The 16,483-nt window shown below is 50.4% G+C and carries 16 protein-coding genes; 4 read left to right on the top strand and 12 right to left on the bottom strand.

All coding sequences use genetic code 11. From position 1 onward, the window contains the following. Nucleotides 1-14: 14 nt before the first annotated feature. Entirely contained in the window at nt 15-1,742 is a 1,728-nt protein-coding gene (gene polX, locus H6750_00890) for a DNA polymerase/3'-5' exonuclease PolX (GenBank protein MCB9772867.1), read from the bottom strand. Between the two features lie 89 nt (nt 1,743-1,831). Beyond that, complete coding sequence (locus H6750_00885) at nt 1,832-3,118, bottom strand: MFS transporter (protein MCB9772866.1); 1,287 nt, start codon at nt 3,116-3,118, stop codon at nt 1,832-1,834. A 214-nt stretch (nt 3,119-3,332) separates the two neighbouring features. Here H6750_00885 and H6750_00880 point away from each other — a divergent pair, with 214 nt between their 5' ends. Continuing rightward, complete coding sequence (locus tag H6750_00880) at nt 3,333-3,647, top strand: hypothetical protein (GenBank protein ID MCB9772865.1); 315 nt, start codon at nt 3,333-3,335, stop codon at nt 3,645-3,647. Nucleotides 3,648-3,749: 102 nt separating this feature from the next. On the opposite strand, the gene H6750_00875 is transcribed toward H6750_00880, so the two are convergent. Both H6750_00875 and H6750_00870 read right to left on the bottom strand, forming a co-directional pair. Next, nucleotides 3,750-4,109, bottom strand: coding sequence for a hypothetical protein (locus H6750_00875; protein MCB9772864.1), 360 nt, complete (start codon nt 4,107-4,109; stop codon nt 3,750-3,752). A gap of 78 nt (nt 4,110-4,187) precedes the next feature. Then, complete coding sequence (locus tag H6750_00870) at nt 4,188-4,940, bottom strand: DUF72 domain-containing protein (protein ID MCB9772863.1); 753 nt, start codon at nt 4,938-4,940, stop codon at nt 4,188-4,190. A gap of 68 nt (nt 4,941-5,008) precedes the next feature. Between H6750_00870 and H6750_00865 the strand changes: the two genes are divergently transcribed. Further along, entirely contained in the window at nt 5,009-5,293 is a 285-nt protein-coding gene (locus H6750_00865; GenBank protein MCB9772862.1) for a hypothetical protein, read from the top strand. A 171-nt stretch (nt 5,294-5,464) separates the two neighbouring features. Here H6750_00865 and H6750_00860 read toward each other — a convergent pair whose 3' ends face one another. From H6750_00860 to floA, 4 genes are all read right to left on the bottom strand, one after another. Then, entirely contained in the window at nt 5,465-6,172 is a 708-nt protein-coding gene (locus H6750_00860) for a TrkA family potassium uptake protein (protein MCB9772861.1), read from the bottom strand. Further along, nucleotides 6,169-7,554 (bottom strand): TrkH family potassium uptake protein, encoded by a 1,386-nt coding sequence (locus H6750_00855; GenBank protein ID MCB9772860.1) that lies wholly within the window; start codon nt 7,552-7,554, stop codon nt 6,169-6,171. The genes H6750_00860 and H6750_00855 overlap by 4 nt, the downstream gene beginning before the upstream one ends. 380 nt (nt 7,555-7,934) lie before the next feature. Continuing rightward, nucleotides 7,935-8,288 carry a hypothetical protein gene (locus H6750_00850; GenBank protein ID MCB9772859.1) on the bottom strand — a complete coding sequence of 118 codons (354 nt, stop codon included), beginning with the start codon at nt 8,286-8,288 and terminating at the stop codon, nt 7,935-7,937. 7 nt (nt 8,289-8,295) lie between these two features. After that, a complete protein-coding gene (gene floA / locus H6750_00845) occupies nt 8,296-9,273 on the bottom strand; it encodes a flotillin-like protein FloA (protein ID MCB9772858.1) in 978 nt (325 codons plus the stop codon). A gap of 341 nt (nt 9,274-9,614) precedes the next feature. Here floA and H6750_00840 point away from each other — a divergent pair, with 341 nt between their 5' ends. Next, the gene (locus tag H6750_00840; protein MCB9772857.1) at nt 9,615-11,075 is read left to right on the top strand and encodes a hypothetical protein; all 1,461 of its coding nucleotides are present in this window, start codon (nt 9,615-9,617) and stop codon (nt 11,073-11,075) included. A 164-nt stretch (nt 11,076-11,239) separates the two neighbouring features. Here the strand turns inward: H6750_00840 and H6750_00835 are convergent, their stop codons facing one another. Continuing rightward, nucleotides 11,240-12,628: a nodulation protein NfeD gene (locus tag H6750_00835; GenBank protein MCB9772856.1), complete on the bottom strand. Its 1,389-nt coding sequence runs from the start codon at nt 12,626-12,628 to the stop codon at nt 11,240-11,242. 224 nt (nt 12,629-12,852) lie between these two features. Between H6750_00835 and H6750_00830 the strand changes: the two genes are divergently transcribed. After that, the gene (locus H6750_00830; protein ID MCB9772855.1) at nt 12,853-13,263 is read left to right on the top strand and encodes a hypothetical protein; all 411 of its coding nucleotides are present in this window, start codon (nt 12,853-12,855) and stop codon (nt 13,261-13,263) included. A gap of 222 nt (nt 13,264-13,485) precedes the next feature. Here the strand turns inward: H6750_00830 and H6750_00825 are convergent, their stop codons facing one another. From H6750_00825 to H6750_00815, 3 genes are all read right to left on the bottom strand, one after another. Beyond that, on the bottom strand, nt 13,486-13,686 hold the full coding sequence (locus tag H6750_00825) for a hypothetical protein (protein MCB9772854.1): 201 nt from the start codon (nt 13,684-13,686) through the stop codon (nt 13,486-13,488). Between the two features lie 694 nt (nt 13,687-14,380). After that, nucleotides 14,381-16,036 (bottom strand): sigma-70 family RNA polymerase sigma factor, encoded by a 1,656-nt coding sequence (locus H6750_00820; protein ID MCB9772853.1) that lies wholly within the window; start codon nt 16,034-16,036, stop codon nt 14,381-14,383. A gap of 192 nt (nt 16,037-16,228) precedes the next feature. Beyond that, on the bottom strand, nt 16,229-16,456 hold the full coding sequence (locus H6750_00815) for a hypothetical protein (protein ID MCB9772852.1): 228 nt from the start codon (nt 16,454-16,456) through the stop codon (nt 16,229-16,231). Nucleotides 16,457-16,483: the final 27 nt, after the last annotated feature.

Here is a 16,483-nt window from a genome sequence, read left to right as displayed (position 1 = left end):
GCCTGAGCGATGGTTCATGATGATGTCCGGCGAAGAAATTTCTTGAGTTCTTTAAGACTGCGGGTATTCAGGACATCCTCCGGCTCCAGCCAACCCCGACGGGCTTGCCCCACACCGAAGCGCATGAAATCCAGATCGGTGGTCCGGTGCGCGTCGGTGGAAATGACCACTTTCACTCCCATATCCTTCGCCATTTTGCAGTGGCGATCATTCAAATCGAGGCGTACCGGTTGGGCATTGACCTCCAGGTAACAACCCCGCTCCAAGGCCGCGGCCATGATTTGTTCCATATCGATCTCATAGGGTTCCCGCTCATTGATCATGCGGCCGGTGGGATGTGCGAGGATAGAGAAAGCAGGATGATCCATTGCCCGAATGATGCGCTCGGTTTGTTTCGCCCGTGGCAAATTAAATTTGTAATGGATGGCGCACACCGTCAGGTCCAAACGTTGTAGCAGTTCGTCGGAGAGATCCAGGGACCCATCTTCCAGGATATCCACTTCGGCCCCCTTCAGAATGTCGAAACCCTTGAGTGTCTGATTGAGCCTGTCGATCTCCTCGATCTGTGAGGCAAGGCGTTTGGCGTCAAGGCCGTGGGCAATTGTCACGCGTTGGGAATGGTCGCAAATAGCAAGGTAGTTATACCCTTTACTTTGGGCGGCCAGGGCCATGTCGTAAATAGTGGAATGGCCGTCGCTGGCTTTGGAATGCACATGCAGATCGCCACGGATATCGTTGAGTGTGACGAGGTGGGGGAGGGCATGATGGAGCCCGGCTTCCACTTCACCCCAATTCTCTCGTAGCTCCGGCTCAGGGTAAGGGAGACCGACCTGGGCATAGACCTCTTTCTCCGTCCGTCCCGCGATACGTGTTTCTCCTCGAAAGACTCCGTATTCATTAATCTTGAGCCCTTTTTTAACCGCCAACGAGCGGACCGCGATATTGTGCGCTTTAGAACCGGTAAAGTATTGCAGAGCGGCCCCGTAGCTTTCTTCGGGAACGACTCGCAAGTCGACCTGGAGACCGGATCGGAGTATGACGGTTGCCCGGGTCTGGCCTTTGGAGACGACCGTCTCAACTTCCTCATAGGCCACAAAGTGGTCCATCATGGTTTTCGCCTGTGTGCATGTCACCAGAATATCGAGGTCGCCAATCGTGTCTTTTCTCCGGCGATAGCTGCCGGCAATCATGGCGTCTTTCACTCCCTTCGCGCTTTTCAGATAGTCGAGGATCGGCTCCGCAAACTCTTCGGCCGTACTGATTTTGATTCGCTGCTCTGTGCCTGAGCGTTTGTCCGTCTCTGCGAGAATTTTTTCTTCGGTTTTTGGCCCAAATCCGTGAAGCTCCCGGATTTTTCCGGATCGGGCGGCCTTGGCCAGTCCCTTCAGGTCCTGGATGCCGAGTGTGTCGTAGAGCATTTTCACGCGCTTGGGGCCAAGTGTCGAAATTTTTGCCAGGTCAGCCAGTTGCCCGGGTAGTTGGGAACTGACCTGGTCAAGAAGGGAAAGATGACCCGTTTCCACAATCTCTTGGATCTTGGCTGCTAGATCTTCTCCGATACCAGGAAGGTCTGAAAGATCCGAACCTTCGGCCAACATCGATGCCACACTATGTGGTAGCCCTTCGATGGTTTGCGCGGCCTTACGATAGGCTCGAATCCTGAAGGGATTGGCCCCTTGGATTTCCAGAAGCTCTGCCAGCCGGCTGAACATTTCGGCAATCTCGGTGTTGTGCACGGACATGGCTGCAGACCGTCTCCTATGATGACATGTCTATTTATGAAGTATACATGTTCTTCGCTATCAGGTTGAGACAGGTCGCGAGACCGACGTTATTCCTCCTTGACCGGTTGAGTGGAGGCCATACGCCCTGTCTCCTCCGAACGGGGATCAAGGGTCAAAATGGCTTGAGTGGTCCTTGGGACACTGACAAAAGCCGTTTTCTCTGTTTCAGGTACCGGCGAGCGTTTCCAAATACGTATCAGTGTGTACGCGGTCAAGGACAAATGAATACTCCCTGTGAAGAGAAAGAGGCCAATGGGTCCGCCTATGGTCATGAACCATGCCCCGAGATAGGGACCGACAATAGCTCCAAATCCAAAGACCATCAGCAAATCGCGGCTGACTTGGATGAAGCTTTCGGGAGGCGCGAAGTCGTTGGCATGGGCCAGACAGAGCGCGTAGAGAGGGAGGGCCCCCGCCCCAAATACAAGGGCAAGGGTCAGAATGATGAGTTCATGGCTCTGGTCTCCCATGGCTAAGGCCCCTGCGGCCAGTGCTGCGGTGAGGCATGATCCTGCAATGATCCGGCGACGATCCATCCAATCCGACCAGCGTCCCAACGGCCATTGAGTGAGTGCCCCGCCGAAAACGGCTGCACCCATGAAGAGAGCGATTTGGAGCGGGGTAAGGCTGTGGGACTGTGCATAGATTGGCCCCAGCGTCCAAAACGCCCCATTCGTGGCGCCCACACTCAAACACCCGACAAAACCCACAGGTGAGATCCGGTAGAGTTCACGGAGGCGAAGAGGGTTTTCCGTGGCTGGCGCGGGTGCCGGACCGGTTCCAAATGCAACCGGGATCACGGCAAGACAGATTCCAATACTGACCAATGCGAAGGGAGATAACCCGCCTGGGTTAATCCAGGCGAAGAGCAATTTACCGCCGATCACCGCCACCCAGCTCACAAACATATAGGTGCCGAGGATGTGTCCGCGGGTGTGGGTCGTCGCCTGGTCATTCAACCAGCTTTCAATCGCCATGTAGAGGCCGGCAAAACAAAATCCAATGGCTACCCGTAATCCGAGCCAGACTGGAACGGTGGTCACGAAATCATGGAGAAGAAACGCCGTGGCGGCCAGTGCGGCGAATCCTGAGAACACCCGGATATGCCCGACTCGCTGGATGAGGGTGGGGATCAAGAGGCAGCCGATGACGAAGCCCAAATAGAATGCGGTTCCCAATAGACCGATTGAAGGGGTGGAAAAGCCTTCCAATTGAGCTCGAATGGGCACAAGGATGCCCTGGAGCCCTGATCCGAGCTGAAAGAAAAGTACCGTCAGAAGAAGATAGGAAATGGCAAACAAAGTGGATTTGCTGAAGGTGGTGGCGGGAGGCATGATGTGTGTGAATCACGATAGTAGAAAAGTTGTGAGAATGGTTCTCTCGACTTGCCTCCTGATTATTTGTACTATTTTCTGTTGGGTTCTTGGCGGGACAGGATTTTCCCTTTGAACCTTTCCTTGATTGGGAGCAGTCCTTATTAAACCGACCCCAAAGGCAAGACTTCATGAATACAGTTGATATGGTTATCCTATCGATAAAGGGAGTTCAATGACCAGAGAAGACTTTTGCGATGCCGCCTTCAATGAACTTCAGCGAATTGAACGTGAGGAGGCCAGCGTGGAATTAGTCGCTGGAGATATTTTAGAGGGCAAGGTTGAATATCAGACGAGCGATGGATGGAGGATCGTGGTCTTTAGTGATGGAGATGTGTGGGATTATGTGCGAGCGATGACTCCTCCAACCAGGGAGCATTTTGAAATTTGGCCCGAACAGGAAAAAGATGATTGTGAGGGGTTTCGGAAAATTCGGGCCTACCATCCACCCGCGGCGCAACTCAAGACCACCTGGGGGTTTTTATCCTGATTCGACGTTGGGGATGGTCCACGAAACAACTCAGTCTGGCATCAAGCTGATCGGATGGGGTTTGGGGAATGAGTTGGTTTGTTCCTTTATGCCTATGATGGTTCAGACTCTTGTGAAGACATCGGAACCAATGCGATTGGAGTACCACATCCATTCGTGTTCCTCTCTCTCCTTAATGTCCGTCGCGTGCAGCCATTGGGTGTGAATACTCCCAATCCCATTTTCCACCATGTGTTGCCCAATCCAGGTGACGATGGTCCGATAGAGTGGATACACCGCATGAAAGGTGATGATATCCCCCAGAATGCGGCCATTGACCTCTGCCCAGAGTGGTTGCCCATCCTCTCCGACCCCTGATTGAAATCGTCCTCTGACCAATCCTTCCACCACCGTCAATTCTAAAATGGACTGATGTTGGTTTTTCCAGGTTCCTTCGAAATTGACAAAAGGTTCTTCCGTCATGGGCTTCTTCTCCTTTCAGCGGCGTTGATTTCTTGACGGACTTTCTTAGGATTGTTCTCAAGTGGCGGTCCTGTGCGCTTACGAGGGTTTCTCCCGCAAGGCTTCTACGTTTTTTTGTAGGGCGAGCGCGTTGATCGGAGCATACCCGTCTTGGTCGTTGTCGAAATAGCAGTAGACATCTTTTCCGGATTGGGCCCACGTGTGACATTTGTTGGCCAAAAGCCGAAGAGTTGGGGCACGATACTTTCCCTGATAGGCTTCGCCGGGGCCATGAAGCCGGATATACACAAAATTCGTGGTGACGATTTCCGGTGACCATCGACCGGCCAGGTGATAGAGACAAAAGGCCGTATCGTATTTGGTCAGCAAGTCATAGACGGGTTGTGCGAACCAGCTTTCTTCCCGGAATTCGAATGCATAGCGGAATGGTGTGGGTAGCGCTTTCAAAAATTCTTCCAACCGGGACACATTCATTCTCCAACGTGGTGGCAACTGAAAGAGGATTGGTCCCAGTTTGTGGCGCAGCACGGTGATGGTCTCAAAAAATCGTTCTATGCTCTTCTCAGGATCTTTCAACTTTTTCATGTGCGTGATGAACCGGCTGCCTTTACAGGTGAATAGGAAGTTGTTGGGTGTTTCTTTTTCCCACTCTCTCAGGGTGTGAAGGGCAGGAAGATGATAAAACGTGTTGTTGATTTCAACAGTGCCGAAGTGGCGGGCATAGAACGGGAGAAACTCGTCACTGGCCATGCCGGAGGGATAAAAAGGTCCCACCCAATGAGGATAATGCCAGCCTGAAGTCCCGATATGGATTCTGCCGATGTTCTTCATGGGTATTCATGTCATACTGAACAACCATTCACCAAGCGGATAATCGAGTGTTGAGCTAGTGTGTGTAAATGACTTGGGAAGTCTCGGTTCAACATGCTTTCCGTCAGTCCTTCGATCGAAAAAGCCTCCTTCATCTCTTTGTCTGTGGGGAACGACCGGGAGCAACTCCCTCACGCCAGGTGTCTCAAGGTTTATGGCTTCTCATTCCTCACGCTTCACGTCTTCGTCAGCAGGATGGACTCCCGATAACGAAGGTCGGGAGTGACGGAATTCAACAGAAGGACGTGTACAACACGTCGGGCATGACACTTTCGTCTGTCATCCCCGCAGATTGGGAGCGGGAATCCATCTGAAACGAAACCAAGAAAGATGCCTAATTACACATGACGGGAATAACGAGGAAGCGAGATGACGATTTGCCGAAAGGCCTTTCGTGTTCAACACGCAACCTGTTTGCCCTAGATCTGACACTGTCTGCACATGACGTTCAGGATGTTCCATGTCCGTTGTGACGTTTCCAGAACTTATGCGGGTGTTTCATCCGGATTCTCCTGGCCACCTGAAAGAGAGGATTGGTGCCTTTCTTTCTTCACGGCCCAACGATCTTTGAGTTGGGCCAGAAATTTCTGGTGAGTAATCACCACCACTTCATCCTCTTTCTTTACCTCCGTGTCCTTTTCGGGCAGGATAAAGGTATGATCCCGATAGAGACAAATGGGGTGAAGTTGCCCCGGGATAGCAATCTTTTCCAGTGGACCTTCGTCTTCCGGACGGGCGACAAAGGAAAAGACGCGAGCCTCATCTTTGATCATCCCTGATAGTTCGAGTAAATCCCGCCCGGCGAACTTGTCTGCTAAATACCGCCCCATGGTACTGGACGGAATGATTGTTTCCTCAAGGCCCAGCTCCAAACAGATGTGTTCAAATTCCGGATTGACAATTTTAGTGACCACGCGCGGGAACCCGAGGGACCGTCCGACCAGGCTGGCGATAATGTTGGCTTGATCATTGCCGACTAAACAAAAGAGAAAATCTGAATGCTCGGGGTCTGTTTCTCGTTGAATGGCCGGCGTGGTTCCGTCACCATGGACGAACCCGCAATCGAGATCCTTGCTGAGTTCATTGATCCGTTCCTTATTGCTTTCGACGATGACGACTTCGTGCCCTCGTTTTAAGAGAATGTCCGCCGTCATCACGGTCAATGAGCTGGCTCCAATAAATACCGCTCTCATTGCGCTCGGGTTCTCCTTTCTCGCCAGGTGGCCGGGTATAACACCATCAAAAGCGCAATAACTTCCAGTCGTCCGGCCAGCATATCAAAACAGAGCACCCCTTTCAGCCATCCAGGAAGTTCCGTGCCGGTAATGCCGGTAGATAATCCCACGGTTCCGGTTGCCGACGTGACTTCAAAGAGGGCATCGAGGGGGTCGTATCCCCCAACGAGAAAAAGGATCCATGAGCAAAAAATCACCGCGATAAACAGGAACGTGAGCAGCAAGGCACGAGTGAGGTCTTCATACTCCAACCGCCGATTTCCCAGCCAGGGTTCGATCACGGCGTGAGGAGGAGCACAGGCCCGTTGAAGGATTACGCGAATCAGCACCAGAATGATCAGAACACGGAAAATTTTAATCCCCCCACTGGTTGAGCCGGCGCTTCCACCGATGAGCATTGAGGCCATGAGCAACGATTTGGAGGTTTGATCGATCTCCGTCAGCGAAAGGGTGCTGAAGCCGGTACCGGTTTGAGCGGACACCCCCAAGGCCGCCCCATGGGCCAGGGCGCTGGTCCAACCTAGATTGGTGTGTTGCCCCAATGAAAGTCCGACGACCAAGCCGGCCAGACTACAGAACACCAGAAGGGCTGGTAATTCCACATCGGAGATCAGCCGGCGGAAACCATGATGGTACGTATAGACGAAGAGGGGCAGGGAGATTGATCCACACACACACAGTAGGAGTAGAAAGGATGTGGCAGGTAGTGAATCGAGTCCGGCCAGACTGTTATTGAAAGGGGAAAACCCTCCTGTGGAGATTGCTGTCAGCGTCAGGGTTATCGCATGAAAGGGGTTCACTTGAAGGCCCAAGAGCACCACCATTCCCAGCAAGGTCAGGAGAACATAAGCCCCAAGGACCCGGCGTGCGTGTGTCCGGGTCGTGGTAACAAAATTCTCTCCCGGCACCGGTTCCACCAATTTCTTTGAAGCGATGCTTTGTCCCATGAGCAATGCGACAGAAAGGATGGCAATCCCTAATCCCCCGTACCATTGCATCCACGCACGGGCGAAGAGCAGGGAGGGTGATTGATCTTCCACGGAGGAGAGCACGGAGAGCCCTGTGGTGGTGACTCCCGAGACGGCTTCAAACCAGGCATCCTGGAAGGATAGCCCCGAGGCCATGAGAGGATACGTCATACAGAGGGGGGAGAAAAAAAAGGCTAGGGCGGTGATTGTCAGCGCTTCATTCGTTTGGAGAGCGATGGGAACGGAAAGACGGGAGAGAGGAATGCCCAGCAACGCTAAGGTCAGAATGACAACCAGGTATCGCCCGCTGATGGCATATTCTCCCCAAAAAATAGAAACGCTCAATGGCAGGATGGTCAGCATGGCCAGCATCAGACCAAGCTGCCCAAGGTATTTGAGAATGACTGGACCGCGGACGGGGTAGCTTAATGTGGTCACACCTTCATTGGCCATCTGGTGTTATGCCTCAATTAGACCATTTCGAATAGGCCATTATGCTTTCCTTATGGAGAGGAACCCGGTTTTGGCAGGCGGGGTGCAATCGGAGTGAACGCGGTTTTCCTTTGACCGGATGGCTGCCGGGACAGTTCGTTGCCGTGTCGGCTTTTGGCGGTTTCGGGAAAAGAAAGGAAGTTAACCGTGAATTCGGGAACATAGCCTCGACCGAGATTTATTGGGGCTCTTGTCTCTTGCCTCACATATCTGGTGCAGACGATGGGTGTGAGCTTGTGAGCCTCAATAAAAACAGTTGTCTACTCATCGGGATGTTCCAGCGCCCGGCATGGGCCTAGAACCGTCATGATGATTATGCCCTGACGAAGGTCCGCTTTATTATGTAGGCGAAGTCGACTGGCGGTCCGGCGTGTGGGTGAGGTGATTGGTCTGAATTTTTGAATGGGTTCTTTCGATTTTGAGGACGGAGTGGGTGTGGTGCCGAGTGCCTCACGGACACCCTTCTCTCCGGAATCATCGGAGGGAAGAAACAGATCCTTCAAATCCCTGAGCGCCATGTCTCGCCGTATTCTCTCATTCAACCATCGAACAGCCAGAGCGAGTAACGACAGAAAGAGAAAGACAATAAATGACACCAGTGCTTCGATGCTCATAGTTTTCTCATGGTTTTGAAGACCCGGGAGATTCCTCTTCCGTTCCGGCAATGGCCCCGCGCATAGCCGTATCGGCTTGCACATTTTTCATCCGGTAATAATCCATGATTCCTAAATTTCCCTGACGAAAGGCTTCAGACATGGCCTTGGGGACTTCTGCTTCCGCTTCGACGACACGGGCCCGCATTTCCTGTTCCAGCGCGACGGCCATGGCCCGTCGTTCTTCCGCTTTGGCTTGAGCAATCTGCTTGTCCGCATTGGCCTGATCAATTTGCAACTTCGCTCCAATATTTTCTCCGACATCCACATCGGCAATATCAATGGACAAAATTTCAAACGCCGTCCCGGCATCCAATCCTCTTCCCAGAATATTTTTGGAAATATGATCCGGATTTTCCAGGACGTCCTTGTGGGTGGCCGAGGATCCGATCGTGCTGACCATGCCTTCTCCCACGCGTGCAATGACGGTCTCCTCGCCGGCTCCCCCGACCAGGCGATCGATATTGGCCCGAACCGTTACCCGCGAGACGGCGATGAGCTGGATGCCGTCCTTAGCCACCGCGGTGATACGGGGAGTTTCGATGACTTTCGGAAGGACCGACATTTTGACGGCCTCCAGGACGTCGCGTCCGGCCAGGTCAATGGCGGCGGCGCGTTTAAAAGTCATGGGGATATTGGCCTTGTCGGCTGAGATCATGGCATTGACGACTTTGACCACATTGCCCCCGGCCAGAAAGTGAGCTTCCAGGTCGTTCACGGGAATATCGAGCCCGGCCTTGACCCCGCTGATTCTGGCGTTGATCACGGTGACTGGGGGAACCCGGCGCAACCGCATGCCGACCAGGGTAAAGAGTCCAACATAGGCGTTTGAGGCCCATGCGGCGATCCAAAGGGGAATAGGAATGACATACAGAAAGCCAAACAGGAGCACCAGCACTAAGATGAGGAGTCCAAGAGAACCGAATGCCTGTGTTTCAATTTCCATTATGCTAGGTCCTTTTCTGATTGTGAAAATCCGTCAATGAAGGAAAAATGGGACACGTGTAGAGAAATGATTTCCAATTGGGGAATTTTCCAGGACTTCATGGACAAGACTTTAATCCAGCCTTGACAGAGAACCAGTATAAAGTATAACAACAATGGTCAGGAATTTGAGCAGTTTTTAGCCCTTCTGCCTTCGTACCCTTCTGGATTCGTATGCCGATCCAATTCAATGAAAAATCAACAGACATCAGGTGGAGTTAATATGGTGACATCTCTATCTTGGTCCAGGACCCACATTTTTTTTGACCATTATGAAAAGATCTTATCCCTGAAAGGGAACCTATGAACAAAAGGGAAAGCTACGCGATGGTGTTCGCGACTACCAGTCTTGGGTTGTTGTGGTTATATTTTGTCCTGGTGATGTTTTTGGGCCGGTCTATCGGCGGCAAGGGCATAGGGCTGGGCCTGATAGGCCTCTCCTTTCCGGTTGCTCTTGGCGTGTTCTTCATTGTAATACGAACCATCATGCTTCGCGGGATGATCTCCTCAAAGCAGCTTGTAAACTTCGGCCTAGTAGTGTGTGTGTCATTGGGTAGCCTTTTCATTGTGGACATCATATATGCTATCCATCTCAAGTCCCAGTCCGTCGGAAAACCTCGTCTGGAGGAATCGAGACCATTTGATTCTGCGATGACCTGGAGGGAATTGTATCCTCCCCTTTATTATCCCACAGATCGCAATTTCCGATTACATAAAGCCAATTTTTCGGTCAGTGGGACTCACTATGGGGTATTATATAGTCCCGAGTTGATGCAATCACCGACTCTTGCCAAATCTGTGTTCGAGCTCCAGGAATTTTCGTGTATCATCGACCAGCACGGATTTCGGAATACTATCCCATTGGACCAAGCTGACATTTTTACACTTGGAGATTCTTTTACCTTCGGATGGGCTATTGATTCCGCACACTCCTGGGTTGGAATTCTCGAAGATGCCACGCACCGGCCGATTTACAATTTGGGAATACATGATTCCTCCCCAAAACAAGAACTCGAACTACTGAAATATCTGATAGAAACCTCGGGAAACTCTATGAAAATCCATACACTACTCTGGATGATCTATGAGGGAAACGATCTTGAAGATAGCCATGGAGAAAATCGTCTCCCTAATCCCAACAATCCCAGTCATATGGAGCAATTGATTGAGGGAACCGTTCTTCAAAGTTTGCACGAAATTCCCTTTCTCATCAAAGAGCAAGCGATGATCACGAAAATACGTGATGAAGACATTGTTTTTCGGATTCCATCCTTGCAGGAAAACCGGTCTAACCAAAACATCATTGACGGAATACAATCTTGGTTTCCTCTCTATCATGCTACGAACCTTGGACCGCGCTTGTTCGTTCCCCAATACATAGAAAGGGCAGGGAAACCATTTTCTTATGTTTTGAATCACCCCAACAGACCACGTTTAGATCAAGTTTTTGAAGAAATGGCGCAATTGGGAAAAGAATTTTCCTTCAATGTCATTGTGGTCATTGCTCCGACGGCTGTAAGGCTTCACGGACGGTTTTATGAAAATTTCCCCCCAATATCCGACAAACCTCATTTTATCGATTACATCGCCACGCTGTCTGAGCAGAAGGGATTCAGAACGCTCAATTTGCTCCCATTTCTCTCGACCTATGGAGACAAGGAACTCTTATATCTCAGAGACGATGATCATTGGAACAAAAAGGGCCATGCCGTTGCTGCAGAGATCATATTCCGGGAAATATTTCAGCAGGAAACTGAAAAATGAGAACCATGACGGTTTTTCCCGGGGAATAGAAGTTAGATGGAAAACGAAGACGTAAATAAACTTGAAACGGTCACGGCGCGATACGAAAGGAGAAGCCACGAGTGCGCAACATAATAGCCACTGATTTCAAGAAAACTGCATGAATCTCAAGGCTTCTCGTTTGATCAGACCGTCTCTTTTTCGGATTGGGGTGGTGCGAGTCGAACCACCACCCGATTCCCATCGATGCGCACGACTTCAAGAGGTTGCCCGGCATCAATAAAGGTTCCGTCGGATACCACATCCACTCGTTCTCTATCAAAACGGGCAATGCCGGAAGGGTGAAGATCTGAAACGGCTATTCCCTGTTTTCCCAGCCAGCGATGGTCTTCTGGCGGACTCGATTCATATCCCTCTTGAGCTTGAAGATTGGTCTCCAATATCAGTCGCCTTCCAAATGGAAGGCGTGGGAAATAGCGCAGAACAATGAGGGCGGCGATGATGGCCACCAGAATTGAAAGGGCAACTTGCCCCAATGCGGACAGCATGAAGTCCCATGTTGCTCCGGTCCCGATGAGGCTCAGCCCCAGTCCTCCCATAAGTGCCATGATTCCTAAGATTCCGGCAATGCCAAAGCCGGGGATGACAAAAATTTCCAGTCCAACCAGTATCAGGCCCAGTCCGACCAGTAGAAATTCTTCCAATCCGGCTAATTGAACAAGCCCGTGCCCCCAGAAAAAGAGGGCAAGGCTGATGAGCCCGAGGGCGCCGGGAACCCCGAAGCCGGGCATCCGCATTTCCAGCATAATTCCCAAAATCCCAACGGTCATCAATAAGGAGCTGACCACGGGATGTGTGAGGAACCGCACCAGAGACTCAGCCCAGGTTTCTGACGCGTAGCGAATCTCAGCATCAGCGAGGTTCACAGATTGTAACACAGCCTCCAGCGAATTGGCCTGGAAGTCCGCGATGTCGGCCTGTAACGCTTCTTTGGTGGTGAGAGTCAACAGTTTACTTTTTTTAACCAGGTCTGGAACTTCCACATCCGCATCAACCATCGCTTCGGCGATAAGCGGGGGGCGATTCCGTTGCTCAGCGGTTGCCCGGAACTCTTTGCGCATATACGAGACGGTTTTTTCTTCAACCGGTTGGGCCGGTGAACCCGGGAGACCGATCTGCACCGGCGTGGCAGCACCGATAGTGCCGCCGTCTGCCATCGCAATTTTTTCGGAGGCCAGGCTGATAAGCGCTCCGGCGGAGATGGCTCGTTTATTGATAAACGCGACGGTGAGCACTTTGGAGTTCAGGAGCGCATCACGAATCAGCACGGCGGCATCGACCCGACCGCCAAAGGTATTAATGTTTAATATGACGGCTTTGGCTTCAGCGGCCTTGGCTTCGTCTAATACCCGTTGCACAAATGGCGCGAGCCCCAGATCAATAACTCCCTCAATGGGGGCCACAAAGACAACGGGCTTTTGCGTGTCGGCCTGACTCACAACGAATACCATGAAAACAGACAGAAAAATTGCCAGCGCGGAAAACACCTGGTGTAGTCGTATTTCTGCCCGCATAATTCAGGTTCCTCTCCTTCTATAATACCTTGTTTGCCGGGATCCAAGCGATGGCATGCCTAGGGAGTGCTTGTGTTTCGGGAATATCGTGATTTCCGTCCATTAGACATCTCTGATCTGATCGAATCATTAAAATCCAGTGTGGAAGAGTTTTAGCCAAGGATAATATGTGCCATAAGAATTCATTTTCAAATTGACCTTATTACTTAATACGGAGGTGTCAAATGAAATTCACTCACATGTTTAACGGGGCATTGGCTCTGACCTTCATGGCGGGAATGGCCTACGGTCAGGAAAATATGATAGCCGGTATGAGTGATATGGAAATGCAGGCAGTCGATAAGAATTGTTGGGCAGAGATATTTGAGGATACCGACTTCGATATTGATGATCCCCATGTCAAAGTCATGGGCCCTTTCCAGTCAGCCACATTAGAAGATGTCGCAGGCCAGAGTTGGAATAATGAAATTGAAAGTCTGATTGTAGGACCTAATGCTATGGTTTATGCGTATAAGGAGCCAGATTTTTCCGGACCCGAAGTCGTCTTTGTAGCAAATCAACGAAACAGTGATTTAGGGGATTTAGACATGTCTGATAACATTGAATCATTGAAAATCAAATGTGGAAAAGAATGAGTAAGGATCGCATTCACCTACCTCATATAAAAGGGGAGAAGCAGACTATAAGCGAGCAAAGTCAGGATTTTTACCTGCATTTTGTGGTGAACTGCAAACCATAGTCTCTGGTGAGAAGATTTCATGTTGTCCAAAATTATGGTGATCCTTTGCCCTTACGCGTATGTTCAATTACTGAATGGAATACTAAACAGAAATCGTGTCATCTGACTGTCACAATGCTCAGTCATCTTGTCGCGTCACATTGATCATGACATCTGATTCTGTCCGTGTAATTTCCAGATCAGCCAAAACATTTCCTATGCGAAAAATTTCAATCTGGATGGCCGGTAAAAATTCGGGAAAAGAGGGATGAATGAATCGTATTTCCCGATCGGTACCGTGAAAGGGAATGCCCAGACAGGCCTGCAACCGTAAAATCACTGCCCCGGCTGCTCATGTTTGAGGAGCACGGGTGACTGGATAGAGGATTGGACATTCTCCAGGTTTCCGAGAAAACCTGCAGATCAACTCAGGGAGTCGATGAAGATCCGCAGGAATACTTAGATCAAACTCTCCTCCCAGAGTCGGTCAACACCTTGTGTCCATCCATAGCGACTCATCACTGAGGTAATGAGAACGTTGTCGTGTGGCCAAATCGATCCATTATGGAAGGCCATGGGTTGTATGGAATTTCACTGGTCGGAATTGTCCGTATTCCCCAACAAGAAAAAATCCTCACAAAAATGGCATCGCCGAAAATTCCCAGATGATAGGCAAGAATGCTTACCTTGAGGGGGGAAATGGCCTTTTCTGGTGTAAGGCTCCCCAAGCAAGTCAAAGGAAAGGAGAGGAGAGGAGCTAACGCCTGATTACCAAGTGTGGGCACACATGAAGTGTCACAATTAAGCAGGGTATAGGGCGCACCTTCACTATCATCAAAAAAATCTCTTGCTTGAAAATTACGGAGGTCACTGACCGCGTGTACGAGGTTATATTTTCGATGTGAGGTCTGGACAAGAAAGCTTGAAACGTAAACGGTGATCCGGTTTCTCGCCTTTATGGGAATGACATGTGTATGCTTTTTCCCTAACGTGGATAGAGGGAATTGGTCCGGTGTGAAATGAAATCAATACGCTTAATTGTTTAGTAAACTCTCTAAATGTTGTCGAACAACCGGTTCCCTCAATTTTTTTAAGGCGATGGTTTCGATCTGCCGAATCCGTTCTCGAGTAACCCCTAAGGTTTGTCCGATTTCTTCCAATGTGGATTCTTCGTCGTACCCGATGCCAAACCGCATGCGAAGAATGCGTTCTTCACGTGGGTTCAACGCTTTAAGGAGGCGGGAGATGGCGGCTTTCGAGCTGTATTCCTCCGAAATCTTTAACGGCGAAGGCGCTTCGTGATCCTCAAGAATATCTCCGAGTGTACCCTCACCCTGTTCATCCAACGGGGAGTCCAGGGAAACGGAATCATAGGAGCCCTCCAAGATTCCTTGCACTTTTGCAACAGGTAGCCCGGTGGTTTCCGCCAGTTCTTGAAGAGTCGGCGTCCGTCTTAACCGTTGAGTAAGATGCTGGGAGGTCTTCTTGATTTTTTGGGTAATTTCATAGATATGCACGGGCCTTCGAATAGTGTTCCCTTTTTCGGCAATGGCTCTGGTAATGCCCTGTCGAATCCACCATGTGGCATAGGTGCTAAACTTATAGCCACGTGCATAATCAAATTTATCGACCGCTCTCATCAACCCGATGTTGCCCTCTTGGATTAAATCCAAAAAATGTAACCCGCGGTTCGTATAATGCTTGGCCACACTCACGACTAATCGCAGATTGGCTTCAACCATTTGTGCTTTTGCCTGATGAACCTGGGCGACGGTCTGATCAAGGATTTCACAGGATCGCAAAAATTCCTGGTACGGCATCAAAATAAGAGACTTCTCGATCTCCCGAAGACGTGCCAGAGCTTCTCTGGAGGCATTCCCGGGTTGTTTGCGGCGGCTGGTATCCAGGATCTGTTGGTGGGTAAGAATCTCTTCTTTAATCCCTTGAATTCCCTGAATCAGGCTTTCCTGTATGTCCGGGCGCAGGTTCAGGGCAGCTATTCTTTTTACCAATTGTTGAATAGGTTTTTTAAAGGAAGCAGAGGTACGGAAATTATCGGGCGCGGTACCATGCATGGCCGGACGTTGCGCAAAATGGGACAGAAATGGTTTGGCTAACCGAGCGATCGCATCAAGATGCTTGAGAGTCTTGTGGAAATTTTGTCCTGCCTCGTGTCGGGTTCCGGATGCAGGAGTTTCGCCTTCTGACCCAGCTTCGGAACTCATGATGACCAGATCACTGACGCGGAGATCTCCGGTGTGCAATTGATCTCGAAAACCCAGGAGACGAATAAGGATGACGGGTAAACTGAAAAGAGTGGCGACCAGGTTATTGGCACCCTCTTTGATCTGTCGAGCAAGCTGGAGTTCGGTCTCTCGTGTCAACAGCGGAACTCGACCAATGTCTTTCAAGAAGAGAGGGATCGTCATGTTGGCGGTGAGGGGGTCCTCATGATGTTGATGAGTAGGATCCATGAATTCATCAGGATAGGAGTCTGGCATCTTCATGCCGGTCTTTCGGTCCCTTTCCACAAAAGAAGAGGAGGGAAAAGACTGAAATGAGGCAGATAATTCCATAGAAGCACCGGATGAATGCATCAGGCCATCCTGCTGGAGGGAGTAATTTTTTAAGGTCCGGTTTTTCTTTTCCGAGGGTTGCAAGGGTCGATGTAACAATTCATTTGATGCCATGGTGGCCTCGCTTTCTCCTGCGCTTAATAATCACTCGAAAGCCATTCGTACCTGGCGCATGATGCAAATCCTTCGCACTGGTCATTCCACTCATACTCCACGCCCATATCCAAAAATCCCTTGATTCCGGTTTCTTTTCCAGTTTGGATTCAGAGTCGTCCTCCCCCAGTCGGATCCCGTCAAACATTTCTCTCAATTGACGTGCCCTGAGGCAAACTGGAGTTCCTTTTTCCCACTCCGGTTAATTTCTATTCCCCGGGCTCTGAGAATAGTCGTATCTACCGTTTCTCCACAGTTGAGGCACCTCAATACTTCTAGAAGGTGAAACTGCCCCTCGAGATTATAAATGCTATCTCGTACTAACAGCCCATTACAGCGTTGGCATTTCATCATCTCTGAACCCATCTGTTCAGTTGTCATAAAATTGTTCCCTCCTTTTGGAAACGT

It is taken from the genome of Nitrospiraceae bacterium (genome assembly GCA_020632595.1).
Classification (GTDB): Bacteria; Nitrospirota; Nitrospiria; order Nitrospirales; family UBA8639; genus Nitrospira_E.
This window is presented reverse-complemented; position numbering and strand designations above follow the sequence as displayed.

Excerpts from the sequence above, each read along its gene's own strand:
- H6750_00840 (MCB9772857.1), top strand. The coding sequence starts at position 9,615 with ATGAACAAAAGGGAAAGCTACGCGATGGTGTTCGCGACTACCAGTCTT.
- H6750_00855 (MCB9772860.1), bottom strand. The coding sequence starts at position 7,554 with ATGCTGGCCATGCTGACCATCCTGCCATTGAGCGTTTCTATTTTTTGG.
- polX (MCB9772867.1), bottom strand. The coding sequence starts at position 1,742 with ATGTCCGTGCACAACACCGAGATTGCCGAAATGTTCAGCCGGCTGGCA.
- H6750_00815 (MCB9772852.1), bottom strand. The coding sequence starts at position 16,456 with ATGACAACTGAACAGATGGGTTCAGAGATGATGAAATGCCAACGCTGT.
- H6750_00850 (MCB9772859.1), bottom strand. The coding sequence starts at position 8,288 with ATGAGCATCGAAGCACTGGTGTCATTTATTGTCTTTCTCTTTCTGTCG.
- H6750_00835 (MCB9772856.1), bottom strand. The coding sequence starts at position 12,628 with ATGCGGGCAGAAATACGACTACACCAGGTGTTTTCCGCGCTGGCAATT.
- H6750_00885 (MCB9772866.1), bottom strand. The coding sequence starts at position 3,118 with ATGCCTCCCGCCACCACCTTCAGCAAATCCACTTTGTTTGCCATTTCC.
- H6750_00875 (MCB9772864.1), bottom strand. The coding sequence starts at position 4,109 with ATGACGGAAGAACCTTTTGTCAATTTCGAAGGAACCTGGAAAAACCAA.
- H6750_00865 (MCB9772862.1), top strand. The coding sequence starts at position 5,009 with ATGACTTGGGAAGTCTCGGTTCAACATGCTTTCCGTCAGTCCTTCGAT.
- H6750_00870 (MCB9772863.1), bottom strand. The coding sequence starts at position 4,940 with ATGAAGAACATCGGCAGAATCCATATCGGGACTTCAGGCTGGCATTAT.
- floA (MCB9772858.1), bottom strand. The coding sequence starts at position 9,273 with ATGGAAATTGAAACACAGGCATTCGGTTCTCTTGGACTCCTCATCTTA.
- H6750_00830 (MCB9772855.1), top strand. The coding sequence starts at position 12,853 with ATGAAATTCACTCACATGTTTAACGGGGCATTGGCTCTGACCTTCATG.
- H6750_00860 (MCB9772861.1), bottom strand. The coding sequence starts at position 6,172 with ATGAGAGCGGTATTTATTGGAGCCAGCTCATTGACCGTGATGACGGCG.
- H6750_00820 (MCB9772853.1), bottom strand. The coding sequence starts at position 16,036 with ATGGCATCAAATGAATTGTTACATCGACCCTTGCAACCCTCGGAAAAG.
- H6750_00880 (MCB9772865.1), top strand. The coding sequence starts at position 3,333 with ATGACCAGAGAAGACTTTTGCGATGCCGCCTTCAATGAACTTCAGCGA.